Raw genomic sequence first — 14,102 nt, forward strand, 5'->3', positions numbered from 1 at the left:
GCCGCCTTCGGGCGGCTGTGTGTTGAAACAGACGGCATGAGCAGCCTCAAAAACTGGGTAAAAGCCAGCCGCCTTCGGGCGGCTGTGTGTTGAAACTGTTGAACCTTTTTCCTGCAATTTCTCACAAATCCAGCCGCCTTCGGGCGGCTGTGTGTTGAAACAGAAAATTAGATTCTATGCTTTATGCCTTGTTATGACCAGCCGCCTTCGGGCGGCTGTGTGTTGAAACTCGTCAAGCAGTTTGCCGATTGTCTTGGCTTTTGCCAGCCGCCTTCGGGCGGCTGTGTGTTGAAACTACAAATGGCGTAGGGTTTGCATCAATAGAAGGGCCAGCCGCCTTCGGGCGGCTGTGTGTTGAAACACTTTATCAAGTCTGCTCATTTTCTTACTCCCAGCCCAGCCGCCTTCGGGCGGCTGTGTGTTGAAACTGTGATTAAAACAAACATCAGCAAAAACATTATCCCAGCCGCCTTCGGGCGGCTGTGTGTTGAAACGCCACGTGGCAGGCGGGCAGGAAATAAAAGCCTTCCAGCCGCCTTCGGGCGGCTGTGTGTTGAAACAACGAAGCAGAATTTAAAGGCACAGCGGTGTTGGCCTGGGCTGTGTGTTGAAACTCCAGCAACTACGAATTCTATGCAGACCTATTCCGTCAGCCACCTGAAGGTGGCTGTATGTTCAAATATCGTCCAAGCAGGCCACTTTTCTTTTGATCCTTCGCTTTCCGAAGCTTTAGTGAAAGCAGTGGAGGATATTAGAAGCAAGTTATAAAGATTAATAAATGACAATGCCGTCTGAAAAAGTTTCAGACGGCATTTTTTCTATTTACATGTTAAATTTAATATCATATTATCATTGCATGATATCAGTCTGAATTTTTTAGAATTTCAATATGAAACCTCTAATTTACTACGCTCATTCCGCGCAAGACGAACTCGGTAATCTCTTACCTTACGAACATTGGCAAACCTTGCAAAGCCATTCGGTCAATGTTGGGGAAATGGCGGCGGAGTTTGCTCGGGTATTTGGTGCGCAGGAACAGGCCTGCCAGACAGGACAGCTTCATGACTTAGGGAAATATTCGGAACCATTTGACCGCCGATTGCATGGTGGCCCATCAGTCGATTATGCTACCGCTGGAGTGAAAATTGCAAAAATGCTTGCTTTATAGTGGAGGTCAGAGTATAAGCTGTTGTTATCTTACTTTGGCTAGATAACTTTTTTAATGAATTAAAAGGCAAAAATAATGGAAAATAAACAAACCAATTCAACCATCAAATCTCGTGCGGCGGTGGCATTCGCACCAAATCAACCCTTACAAATTGTGGAAATCGACGTAGAAATGCCACGCAAAGGCGAGGTGTTAATTCGTAACACGCACACGGGCGTGTGCCATACTGATGCATTTACGTTATCAGGAAGCGATCCTGAAGGCGTATTCCCAGTGGTGCTTGGACACGAAGGTGCGGGTGTGGTTGTTGCTGTGGGCGAAGGTGTGTCAAGCGTAAAACCGGGTGATCACGTTATTCCTCTTTATACCGCTGAATGTGGCGAATGTGAGTTTTGTCGTTCAGGTAAAACCAACTTATGCGTCTCAGTGCGTGATACGCAAGGTAAAGGTTTAATGCCGGACGGCACGACGCGTTTTTCTTATCAAGGCCAGCCGATCTATCACTATATGGGCTGTTCGACTTTCAGTGAATACTCTGTTGTTGCAGAAGTTTCACTGGCAAAAATTAATCCAGAAGCCAACCATGAACAAGTATGTTTACTCGGCTGCGGCGTTACCACAGGTATTGGTGCGGTACATAACACAGCAAAAGTGCAAGAGGGCGACTCTGTTGCTGTGTTTGGCTTGGGGGCGATTGGTTTGGCGGTGGTGCAAGGTGCGCGTCAAGCCAAAGCCGGCCGCATTATTGCTATTGATACCAATCCCTCAAAATTCGAGTTGGCAAAACAGTTTGGTGCAACTGATTGTTTGAACCCGAACGATTACGATAAACCGATTAAAGATGTGTTGTTAGACATCAATAAATGGGGCATTGACCATACCTTTGAATGTATCGGCAACGTAAACGTAATGCGTCAGGCCTTAGAAAGTGCACACCGTGGCTGGGGACAATCCATTATCATCGGCGTAGCGGGTGCAGGCCAAGAAATTTCAACTCGTCCGTTCCAGTTGGTAACAGGTCGTGTTTGGAAAGGCTCGGCGTTTGGTGGTGTGAAAGGTCGCTCTGAACTGCCGAAAATGGTGGAAGATTCAATGAAAGGCAACATCGAGTTAGAACCATTTGTGACCCACACAATGACACTTGATCAAATCAATGAAGCCTTTGATTTAATGCATGAAGGTAAATCGATCCGTGCTGTTATTCATTACTAAGGTACGCGATGAAACTGATTGAACAACATCAAATTTTTGGTGGTTCGCAACAAGTTTGGGCACATCATGCCCAAACGCTTCAATGCGAAATGAAATTTGCCGTCTATTTGCCGGATAATCAGGAGAATCGACCGCTTGGTGTGATTTATTGGCTTTCCGGCTTAACGTGTACGGAACAAAATTTCATTACCAAATCAGGCTTTCAGCGTTACGCGGCAGAACATCAAGTGATTGTGGTTGCCCCCGATACCAGCCCTCGCGGGGAGCAAGTGCCGAACGATGCTGCTTACGATTTAGGGCAGGGTGCGGGCTTTTATCTGAATGCGACCGAGCAGCCTTGGGCGACGAATTATCAAATGTATGATTATATTTTGAATGAGTTGCCTAGTCTGATTGAGGAAAAATTTTCTACCAACGGCAAACGTTCCATTATGGGACATTCAATGGGCGGACACGGCGCATTGGTATTGGCACTGCGAAACCGAGAACGTTATCAAAGTGTTTCTGCCTTTTCGCCCATTTTGTCGCCAAGCCTTGTGCCTTGGGGAGAAAAAGCCTTTTCTGCCTATTTAGGAAAAGATCGCGAAAAATGGCAGCAATATGATGCCAACTCGCTCATCCAACAAGGCTATAAAGTGCAAGGTATGCGCATTGATCAGGGCTTGGAAGATGAGTTTTTGTCAACACAATTGCGTACCGAAGATTTTATTGAAACCTGTCGTGCGGCAAATCAACCGGTCGATGTGCGCTTCCACAAAGGCTATGATCATAGCTATTACTTCATCGCCAGTTTTATTGGTGAGCATATTGCCTATCATGCGGCATTTTTGAAGTAAACCAAAGAAGTGATTAGTGAATCGATCAAACGTTGGTATGAACGTTTATTTTTCATGTTAACGAAAATAAAAGGCATCAAATTGATGCCTTTTATTTTTTATAAATGATGAAAAATAATGCGATTAAAATGAGCTAGCTTGCACACTCTATTTAAATATCCCCCCATTCCAGTCCAAACCGTTGCAAATACTTTCTCAGTCGGTCGCTGTCATTGACTTTTGCCCTTTCTGTTCGGGAGACATTGAACAATGCACGGCCGGCAGCGGCCATATTGGGGTGTTTGCGGCATTCATCGATAACGTGTTGTAGTTGTAGTTTGTCGAACAAATCCAATGTGTCCCAATCGACTTTATCGGGGTAGTCTTGTGTTTTTTCAGACGGCCTTTTATGTAGGAGGCCGTCTGAAAAGGGTTCTTCCGACCATAACCATTTGAGGCGTTCGATTTCAGCTTGGACTTGTTCTACTTGTATCCTGCCTTGCGGCGCGAGTGTGGCCAGGCGCATGATGCTGGCGGCGAGGTCGCGGAAGTTGCCGCGCCACGGTGCTTGGTTGGAGTGGGCAAAGTCGAGGTAGGCGGCCAGGGCTTCTTTGTTGAAGCGGGTGGTTCGACCGAGTTCTTGCGAGGCTAGGGCAAGCTGGTGTTCGACGTTGGGTTCGATGTCTTCGCGACGGTTGGCGAGTGCAGGTAGTGGGTAATTCCAGATGTTGATACGGGCGAACAGGTCTTCTCGGAAGCGTCCGGCGCGAATTTCGTGGCGTAAGTCGCGGTTGGTGCCGGCGATGAGTTGGAAGTCGCTTTTGACTTCGCTGTCGCTGCCAACGGGATAAAAGTGTTTCTCTTCAATGGCTTTGAGTAACATGGCTTGTTCGTCCAAGCCCAATTCTCCAATTTCGTCTAAAAACAATACGCCGCCGTCGGCAGTTTTTAGATAGCCTTCACGTTTTTCTGCGGCGCCGGTAAAGGCGCCTTTTTTGTGGCCGAACAGGGCAGATGCTGCGCCGTCGCCGCGAAGGGTGGCGCAGTTTACATCGACAAATGTGCCTTTAATCAGATGGCGCGCTTTTTTCAACTCAAAAATCCTGCGTGCCAACATAGATTTGCCTGCGCCTGTCGGGCCGGAAAGCAGAATGGGGGAAGGGGAGTTGAGCGCGACTTGTTCGATTTCGGCAATCATGCGGTTGAAAGCGGCGTTTTGGGTGGAAATACCGCTTTTCAGGTAGCGCACTGCGTCATCGCGTACGGCGGCAAGGCGTTCTGCCAGTACGTCGTAACGAGCCAAGTCTAAATCGATGATTTCATAACTGCCGACATTGCCGTCCTCCATACTGCGTCTTTGATTTTTCGGCGGCGCAGTCTGCAACAGCACGCCGGGGATTTGACGCGATTCCACCAATAAAAACAGGCAGATTTGGGCAACGTGTGTGCCTGTGGTGATGTGGGTGAGATAGGTTTCTTCTTCTGTATCAAATGGATAGCTCGCCGCCCAATCGTGCAGTTTGGTATAAACCTCAGAGAAATCCCACGGGTTTGCCAGCTCCATAGGTACAAGATTGACGACCGTGTGCGGCGACACCTGCTGAATATCGGCTTTTACATGCTCCGCCAGGTCGCGATATTTCTCCGCATAAAACAGCTCCATGCGGTCAAGATGAAAATCTTGACGCTGATTCATGGCGACATTCGGCCGCCATTTCAACCAACGCCCTTGACCGAAACCGCTGTCCAATACCGTACCGAGAAAGCTGACGGCGACTTGTTTTTTGTTACTCATCTTTTATTCCGTTTATTCCGTTCGAGTCTCAGACAGCCTTGTATTCAAGCTGCCTTCTTCATGTTTGAGATAGCCTGAAAAACTCTTTTTACTCAGGCGGTATCACTAACATAGGAATAACAAGCGTCCATTTTTCCAGCTGTTTAGTACCGATTTTTTCTGGGATACGTTGGCGAAATGATTCTCCTACTTCGTCTAAATAACGTACTCTGAAAGTGTTGGCGTAGGCGGTAGTTTTTGTCGGCAACGGTGGTAATTTAACGGTACGGGCAACTTCAATATCATCAGAAAGGAAAATATATCTGCCATCCTCCGTTCGTTTCATTTCCAGTGGATCGTCTTTTTTCAGTTTCGCAGCAGTAAACAGGCGTTGTTTCACAGTTTCGACATTGTTGTGACAGACGATGAAGTCGATATCCAAATCACTTTTGCTGTCGACTTTTCCCTCGGCTGCCGTGTTTCGATAAGCCGCCAAACGTCTGTATTCGGTATTCAAATCAGGTAATTCGGTAAAGATTTGAGCTACTCTTTCAATATTATCAGGTAGCTTTGCCATCCAAGGATGCTCTGGAGTAGTTTGCAGTAGGGTCAATGTTTCTATGGCACGAGTCATAGCGACGTAATAAAGCCTCTGTTCGGCTTCGTCAGCTCCCTGCCAACCTCCGTCTAAAATGAAGACGTGCTTAAACTCCAATCCTTTGACTGCATGTGCCGTGCCTAGAAATATACCTTCCGAACGGGTTTCATGTTCATCACCTACATATTCGTAGAGCCAGCTTTTCAGAAAGGCAGACGAATATCGGTTAACAGTGCCACTACCGTTTTCAGACGACCCGTTGTCTTCTATGGGCGACGCTTGGATTTCTGCCTCACGACTCTCTGCAAGGTTATCCGACTTTTCAGGTAGCTTCTCATCTTGCAGTGGATATTCGTTTAAGAAATCAGTTTGTAATTGCCTAAACCAAACGCACCAACTGCCACCACTTTTTTTCACTTGTTCACTAATAAGTTCTGCGAAAGCTTGTGATGTAAAGCCTTCGGTTTGTTTTTCCACTCCTTCAATCAGGCGGACAAACTCACGGGTGTGGCGCAATTTGATTTTGCTGCTTTTGTCGGCACTCAAAAAATAAGGTATGCCGTTTTGTTCACACCATGCCTGCAGAGGTTTGAGACTGGCATTATGACGGGATAAAATTGCAATTTCATTCCATGCGACTTCGCTCAAGGTTTTCAGACGACCTATTTCAGTGATAACAGCTTGTCCCTGTATGTTGCTGCTGCTACCGAACGGCAGGCTGATGTGGCGCACACGCCCCTGCCGTATGCTGTCTGTTGCAGCCCATACGCCACCGTTGGGCTGTGTTTGACGTTCAGGGTTGATAACAATCGGATGCAGTGTTTTCAGACGACCTGTCAGACCATTTATCACGCTGTTGGCAGCGCTGATGATGTGCTGCGTACTGCGGTAGTTGTAGGTCAAATAGTCAGGTTGGGCAACGTCGTAGTCTTTTTGGAAACGGTGGATGTACTCGTTGCTGGTGCCGTTGAAGGCGTAGATGTTTTGGTCATCGTCGCCAACCGCCAGAATGGTCAGCTTGTCTTCTTCAGCCCGCTTCCTACCCGCAAGCGCAGAAACAAGCTGGTAGTGTTCTTCACTGATGTCTTGGTATTCATCTACCAGAATATAGCGGAAGCCCGCCATGATACGTTCGCGTGTTTCATCGTTACCATCATCGTTTTCAAGGTCGCCTGAAAGCATAGCGGCAGCCTGCCTGCACCATTCTTTAAACTGACTTTTGCCGTATTCTCGGTTGTTGCCGTCAAAGCGCACACCCAAAAGCCGCATTGCCATACCGTCATAAGTCATAACCGTAACGGCAGCAGCAAGAGGGCCGACCAGTCCGAACAGGCGGCGCTTGACCTCCTGCGCCGCCAAACGGTTGAAAGTCAATACAATGATGGCGGATGCGGGAACATGTTGCACCCGTAAAAGGTAGGCAACACGGTGTACAATAACTCGCGTTTTTCCTGAACCCGGTCCGGCAAGAATAAGACGGTTGCTGCCGCTTTGGTCGGTAACAACGGCTTTCTGCATCTCATTCAGCCCGTCTGTAATTTCACGCAGGGTTTGTGGCGATGCAGGCTCGTCCAATTCTTTCAGACGACCTTTAAACCATTTATTCTTAAAATTCTTTTCTTCCAAGCCAAAGTAATCACGCACCAAATTCAACCCTTCAGTAAGATTTTTCAGTGCGCGAAGGGCATATTCCTGCATCACATGGATTTGAAAGCGTTTTTCGCCGTAAAAAATGGAAAGCGGTTTATAGTCCTCCGCAAGATACTGGCGTTTAGCTGAGAGTGCTTTTGGATTGGGTGTAATAGTCATGGCATGTCTCAGAATGGTCATACCGTGATTGAGTTTGATAATGCCTTGTTTGTGCATAAACAGCAGTGTCTGCCTGAGCAGAAGCTCGCGACGGTCAGCCGGGATTTGTACCGATAATACCAAATCGTCGGCAAGCTGCTGCACCAATTCACCCATACGGGTTTCAACCATTACGTCTTTTTGACGCACTCCATTGGTTTTTGTCATTAGGAATGGTAAAAGGCACAGACCGATATTACGGCGAAGTTCGGCATTGTTTTGTAGGTTTTCCCAACTGTCGCTTTGGGGATTCTTGAAACGTACTTTCAAAAGGTTGTTGCCAACATCACGGATTTGGAAACTTCCACTGCTGTTTGTTCGCTCTGCTGCTTTATCATCGGCAAGCGACTGCATCAGAAGTTTGATTTCAGCAGGATTGGTTTCTAAACCTACCTCATGCATTTGGTGGCAGACAGCGCTCAATGAGAGGTTTTGCCAAATACCTTGATCTGCTTCTGGAATTTCGTTTTTTAAAATCTGCCAGAGTTTTTCCTCACAGGCGATAACTTGTGCCAGACGTTTGTCGGCAGGCTTTATGTTATCGGTACGCAAAATGATCGTCATATGCGTATCGTTGGTAAGGATACCCAATTCCTCCAGCTTTTTTAGATGACCTCGCAATTCGGTGAAACTACATGCTGTTGCCTGCACCAAATCATCGGTACTCAAAGGCGCGTCCTCTGGCGCTTTAAACACAATTTCGGCAATCGTTTGGTAAATTTCCGAGATACGCTTGCTGAACTTGTTTTTTTCAATAATTGCCAGCACCTCATCTAGATTCAGACGACCTGAGCGTGCGGGGAAAATACGGGTTTGATTTTCCTTACGTTCCAATAAGTCTGCACGTTCCAACCATGCCAATACGGTTTTGACTTTGGTATCTGCCTGTCTATCATCGCTGTCAAAACTCATGTACTCCTCGGTGTCGCGCAAAATTTCGCCACCTGTTGCCACGATTTCACCGCAATGGTCTTTGCCGTATGCCGCCTGATTCAGCCAACCAACTTTCTTCCACACTGATTTCAAATCGCGCAATTCGATTTGCGACATTTTGCTGATGGAAAACTGCGTATCCACGTCTTTGCCGTCATACAGCAACACGCATTTTGCCTCTGCCTGATCACGCCCTGCTCTGCCCGCTTCCTGCAAATAATTTTCCAGCGAGCCGGTGATTTCAGCGTGAATAACCAAGCGTACGTCAGGTTTATCCACGCCCATACCAAAGGCGTTGGTGGCGACAATAACGCGCAAATTACCGCCAATAAACTGGTTTTGAATATCGGCTTTTTCGTTGTTCCCCAAGCCTGCGTGGAAATGCTCACATGCCCAGCCTTGTTCTTTCAGATAATCTGAATAGGTTTCCGCACTTTTCCGCCGCCCGACAAATACCACTGCACCTCCGCTTTGATGATCAAGTTCACGATGCAACAGTTCGTTGATTTTTTGCTTTTTAAGGTCATCTGAAATTTCCAGCACATCATAAAACAGATTGTCGCGCTCGTTGTCACCAATAAATTGGCGGAATTCAATACCAGCCTCTTCACGGAAATGGTTAGTGATGTCGGCGAGGACATCAGGTTTGGCAGTAGCAGTAAAACAACTTATCGGAGCAACCGTACCGTTGTTTTTGCTGTGTTTAGCGATAAATTTGACTGCGTATAGATAGTCTGGACGGAAATCATGGCCCCATTTAGACAGACAATGTGCCTCATCGAATACCCAGCCGTTGATTTGGCGTTGCGAAATAGCGTTAATAAAACTGGTGTTGCGGAACTGTTCAGGCGCGACAAACAAAATGCCGATATCGCCTAAGGCTATTTTGTCTAAAATTTGGGCGCGCTCAACCACCTCAACCAAGCCGTTAAGCATAGCAGCGCAGGTAGCTCCTTTTTTCTCCAAACCGTCCAACTGATCTTTCATCAGCGATTGCAAAGGTGAAACAACTATTGTCAAGCCTCCGTTGCGGTAGTAGCGGTTGAGTGCTGGCAACTGATAACACAAGGATTTGCCGCCGCCCGTGGGTAGCACCGCCAGCGTATGCAACCCCTTCATACCTGATTGCACCACAGCACGTTGTCCACCATCAAATCCTTTTACATCGCGAAAAGTAGGTAGTTTGAAATAACGCTGTAACTGCGCTTCAGGATTGAGTGTATCCTGACAATAACGGCATTCCGTACTACCGCAATCATGGTCGCGCAATTCGGCAATCAGCCGAGCCGTATCGGGAAACTGGTGCCTCACCCACGGAGCTAACACAGAATTACCACCAGAGACATTTAACCAAGATAAGGCATAGCTGAGGGAAGGATATATGGCAGGATTGCGGATGTCAGTTTTCATTAACTCCAAAAAACGTGTACGGCAGACTTTCAGACGACCTTGATCATTGTTGTCCTGCATCATCAACCAAATAGTGTCGATCAGTTTCTTGACATCTGGCGATGTATCACGCTCGGGAATCATAATGTCTTCTGAAAGACGATACGGCAGGGGTATATCAGACAGGGCTGTCCACAGCGCAAACTCCTCGGGCTTTTCGGCTTTGATTTTTCCGAACGCAGTGCATTGGTCTTGAAAAAGCTGCCAGCAAGCGTGACAGTCGGCAAGCGGGGAATTAATTTCAGAAGAGATGATTTTATGGTTTTTGATTAGTCGGTGATACGGATTTTGCGGAAATGCCAAAGGCGAGAGCCATAGCGTATCGATAACAGGCACTTTAAGCCATGCGGCTTCGGGCACTACGGCCTTCAAATATTTTAAATCGTGCCCGAGGATGTTGTGCCCCATCAGCCACTTTAATCCACTGGTCAGATGAGCCATTTCACACAAGGCGGTATGAAAACCCTTTTCTCCACGAAAAGCTTTTTCAAAAAACAAACCTGAGTCGGGGCGGAATGCACCAATTTTGAACGGCTTGTCGGTTTTTGGATCGACTTCCAAATCAATGATAAGAACAGCGGGGATTTGTCCTTTTGTAGCAGTATTCATTTTTAGACGATCTCTAAACAATTTAAACAATTCTTTCCAAGACAAATGCGCCGTAATCATCGCCCAACGGCAGCTCGAAATCCGTATGCAGGATTTGGCGTTTGACTTGTACGGTTTCGTCAGTTTTCGGATTAAAACCTTCTTTTAAGGCCGTCTGAAAATACACACCGAAGCCACGTTTCTGCCACGCAGGCAGTTCGTTGAAATTGATATTGTTTTCAAATAACAAATCGTGCTTTTGCACGCGTGTCAGGCCGCTGACGGCATCTGTAGCGCGGGACACGCTTTCTCCTTTCTTGCGCAACATCCAATAGCAGTGGGCGTTGAGCGCGTTACGGTATGAGTCTTCATGCCGCCAGCGGAAGTAATCGACCACCAGTTTCTCATTCGGCAAAACGCAAACCCGTGCATCAAAAGCGGCGGGCTGCCCGTGTGCCACCGAAAAGGCGGCGCTGGCTTCGCCCGCCAATACCGAAATGATTTTGCGCGTTTTGCGTTTGAACGTATCGTCGTCGCGGCGCAACAGCAGCGAGATTTCGTCGCTTTCGGAATAGCCGTACGCCACATTGAAGCCGCACTGCATCAGATGGCGGACAGTGTGTGCCATCAAATCGCGGAAACGGATGTCGAACGGGGCTTCAAACTGCCAAATTTCCTTGGTCAGCCGTGTAAAACCGCGCCCGTCCAAGCGCACTACAATGAAATTTTCCTGCGGCACGCAGAAATCGTAAGCGGTTTCGTATTGCCGCAGGCGTTTGTCCAAATCGTCGAATCGCATCGCGTTTCCTCCGTATATCTTATCTTCTATATTAGTATCTTAAAATCTATTTTTCGGCATTCTACGCCTTCCGCAGCAAAAGGCTACCTGAAAATATCTTCTTTTTATTTTCAGTATATTATAAACAATTTTCTCTATTTTTCCCACGCTTGGCACGGCTATTGCAATATGGTTTTCAGGCACCGGCAAATGCCGGAGGAATTACAGCCTACCGATGCTCGAGGTCGCGGGTTCGAATCCCGCCTCTGCCGCCAACGATGGCAGAGTAGCTCAGAGGATAGAGCGCGTAACAATTTCTCCACCTCTAGTTGCCGAGGTGCCCCCTACGGGCGGATGCCGGCAGGATTACATTGTCTGGAAACAGCGGGTTCGATTCCCGCCGCCGGAAACGGCGAAATCCTGCCAATCTAGCCGCCCACCTTTTTTCGCGGCATGGAAAAACAAATGCTTTGGAAACTACATTGGTCGCAGGTTCGAGTCCTGCCCCGCTTTCGGCGGGTAGCTCAGTCTGGTAGAGCGGTTAAACGTTTCCCAAAAACTCGTTGTTTGCTGTGCCGCCCCTTTAAATATTTTCAGGTGGCCTGAAACAGGATGTTTGTTATGAACACTTGGCAAATCATCGATGTATACATGATTGAAAGCAAAAGGCCGTCTGAAAGCGTAACTTCAACAAAGTTGCCGAAAGAAGCAGAGTTTCTGCGGAGTTAAAACCAATATACGCAAGTTTTACGGGCGGATGCCGGCAGGATTACATTGGATAAACAATCGTCGTACTAATAATACGAAGCAGGAATCCTGCCACAGCCTAGCTGCCCACCCTTTTCCGGTACGGCAGACAGATGCCGGAGGAATTACATTCCACGTCCGAAGGTCGCGGGTTCGAGTCCCGCCCTGCCGCCAACAAACTTCTATGGCAGGATAGCTCAGGGGTAGAGCATCGGAAGAGAATTTCTCCAACACCTAGCTGCCTGCTGTACCACCCCTTTCCGGTACGGCAGACAGATGCCTTGGGAAACTACAGTTAATCCGCGTGTCGCAGGTTCGAATCCTGCCCCGCTCCAAGCGGGTAGCTCAGTTGGTAGAGCATCGGCTGTTTCCCAAAAACCTAGCTGCCCGCCGTACCCCCTTTTTACGGCGGCAGGCGGATGCCTGAAGAGATTACATTAACCTTCCACGTTAAAAAACCGTATCTCTTCAAATACTAACCGCCGCGCCGCCACCCGTTCGAGGCCGTCTGAAAGCACAGCTTCAATGAAGTTTCTACGGAGCTAAACCCCCAGACCACCCAAAACCAACAACACAAAAGGAAATGAAAATGGCTAACACCACCTTGTTCCAATCCGTTAAAACCCGTTTGACTGCCGCCAATACCCGCAACGAAGCAGGCGGCATCGCCTACACGCTGACACCCAAACAACAGCTCGCCCAGCTTGCCGCCACCGGCTGCCTGAACAGCACTTACTACACCGATGCGCAAGACCAGCTTGAGCAAGTATTGGAATTGGCGGAACAACTGGATGCCGAGTTTATCGCCAAAACCGCCGTGTACGCGCGTCAAAAAGGTTTCATGAAAGACATGCCTGCGCTGTTGCTTGCCGTATTGGCGCAGAAAGATGTGAACATGCTTGCCCGCGTATTCGACCAAGTGGCGGACAACGGTAAAATGTTGCGCAACTTCGCACAAATCATCCGCAGCGGCGCAGTCGGCAGAAAGTCCTTCGGCAACCGTCCGAAAAAACTGATGCAGACTTGGCTTTTGACCGCCACCGAAAAACAACTGTTGAACGCAGCCGTCGGCAATTCGCCGTCGCTGGCGGACGTGGTCAAAATGGTGCATCCCAAACCGCGTGAAGCATGGCGTGCCGCCTGGTTTGCGTGGCTTATCGGCAAACCGTACGACCGCGAAGCATTGCCGCCCATCACCCGCGCTTTTGAAGACTACAAACAAAGCCGCCAAGGCGCATTGCCCGACGTTCCGTTCCAAATGCTCACTGCCTTGGAATTGAACAGCGGCGACTGGACGCAAATCGCCCGCAACGGCTCATGGCAGCAGGTTCGCCAAAACCTGAACACATTCCTGCGCCACGATGTGTTTGCCAAAAGCAAAAACATCAAAATGGTGGCAGAAAAACTACGCGACAAAACCGCCATCCGCCGCGCCCGCGTCCTGCCTTACCAATTGCTGACCGCATATCAGGCGACATCCGAACAGATGCCGTCTGAAATCCGCGAAGCACTGCAAGATGCGATGGAAACCGCCGTACAAAACGTACCGGCCATCCGAGGCAAAGTCGTGGTTTGCCCGGACGTCTCCGGCTCCATGCACAGCCCGGCTACCGGCTATCGCGGCAGCGCGACCAGCAGAACCCGCTGCATCGACATCGCCGCACTCGTGTCTGCCGCCATGTTGCGTACCAATCCGCAAGCCCGCGTAATACCGTTTGAACAAATCACGGTAAACGTGCAGCTCAACCCGCGCGACAGCATCATGACCAACGCCCAAAAACTCGCCAATATCGGCGGCGGCGGAACGGCATGCAGCGCACCGCTTGCCCTGCTGAACCGCGAAAAAGCCGATGTGGACTTGGTCGTCATCGTGTCTGATAACGAAAGCTGGGCAGACCTCGGACAATGGGGCGGCAAAACCGGTCTGATGAAAGAGTGGGACATCCTGAAACAACGCTGTCCCGAAGCCAAACTCGTCTGCTTGGACATCCAACCCTACACCACTGCACAAGCGCAAAACCGCCGCGACATCTTGAACATCGGGGGCTTCTCCGACCAAGTGTTCACGCTGATCGGCTCGTTCGCCGAGCAAGGTATGGGCGCGGATTTCTGGGTGGAAGAGATTGAGAAAACCGAGCTGGCGGCGGTGAACTGAAGCTAAAGGCCGTCTGAAAATAGGGTAGAAATATTTT

6 protein-coding genes, 1 tRNA gene, 1 pseudogene and 1 CRISPR repeat array are annotated in these 14,102 nt (G+C 48.7%); of the genes and pseudogenes, 5 read left to right on the forward strand and 3 right to left on the reverse strand.

The window, feature by feature from the left end; translation table 11 throughout:
* A CRISPR array of direct repeats spans positions 1-614; the repeat unit is 29 nt; unit sequence GCCGCCTTCGGGCGGCTGTGTGTTGAAAC.
* Positions 615-889: 275 nt separating this feature from the next.
* From HMPREF2675_RS06840 to fghA, 3 genes and pseudogenes are all read left to right on the forward strand, one after another.
* Positions 890-1,150: pseudogene (locus tag HMPREF2675_RS06840) on the forward strand (CRISPR-associated helicase/endonuclease Cas3); the annotation flags it as partial.
* A gap of 120 nt (positions 1,151-1,270) precedes the next feature.
* Complete coding sequence (locus HMPREF2675_RS06845; RefSeq protein WP_210399853.1) at positions 1,271-2,380, forward strand: S-(hydroxymethyl)glutathione dehydrogenase/class III alcohol dehydrogenase; 1,110 nt, start codon at positions 1,271-1,273, stop codon at positions 2,378-2,380.
* A gap of 8 nt (positions 2,381-2,388) precedes the next feature.
* Positions 2,389-3,216 (forward strand): S-formylglutathione hydrolase, encoded by an 828-nt coding sequence (gene fghA / locus HMPREF2675_RS06850; protein WP_070814516.1) that lies wholly within the window; start codon positions 2,389-2,391, stop codon positions 3,214-3,216.
* Positions 3,217-3,367: 151 nt separating this feature from the next.
* Here fghA and rtcR read toward each other — a convergent pair whose 3' ends face one another.
* From rtcR to HMPREF2675_RS06865, 3 genes are all read right to left on the reverse strand, one after another.
* Positions 3,368-4,990: an RNA repair transcriptional activator RtcR gene (gene rtcR / locus HMPREF2675_RS06855; protein ID WP_070814517.1), complete on the reverse strand. Its 1,623-nt coding sequence runs from the start codon at positions 4,988-4,990 to the stop codon at positions 3,368-3,370.
* Positions 4,991-5,078: 88 nt separating this feature from the next.
* Positions 5,079-10,406 carry a RecQ family ATP-dependent DNA helicase gene (locus HMPREF2675_RS06860; RefSeq protein ID WP_070814518.1) on the reverse strand — a complete coding sequence of 1,776 codons (5,328 nt, stop codon included), beginning with the start codon at positions 10,404-10,406 and terminating at the stop codon, positions 5,079-5,081.
* A gap of 22 nt (positions 10,407-10,428) precedes the next feature.
* Entirely contained in the window at positions 10,429-11,184 is a 756-nt protein-coding gene (locus tag HMPREF2675_RS06865) for a tRNA(His) guanylyltransferase Thg1 family protein (RefSeq protein WP_070814519.1), read from the reverse strand.
* A gap of 830 nt (positions 11,185-12,014) precedes the next feature.
* On the opposite strand from HMPREF2675_RS06865, the gene HMPREF2675_RS11400 reads away from it, so the two are divergent.
* Both HMPREF2675_RS11400 and HMPREF2675_RS06870 read left to right on the forward strand, forming a co-directional pair.
* Positions 12,015-12,084: transfer RNA gene (locus tag HMPREF2675_RS11400), tRNA-Gly, on the forward strand.
* Positions 12,085-12,493: 409 nt separating this feature from the next.
* Positions 12,494-14,065: a TROVE domain-containing protein gene (locus HMPREF2675_RS06870; protein WP_070814520.1), complete on the forward strand. Its 1,572-nt coding sequence runs from the start codon at positions 12,494-12,496 to the stop codon at positions 14,063-14,065.
* Positions 14,066-14,102 lie beyond the last annotated feature (37 nt).

This window comes from Neisseria sp. HMSC061H08, from assembly GCF_001836795.1.
Lineage (GTDB): Bacteria > Pseudomonadota > Gammaproteobacteria > Burkholderiales > Neisseriaceae > Neisseria > Neisseria subflava_A.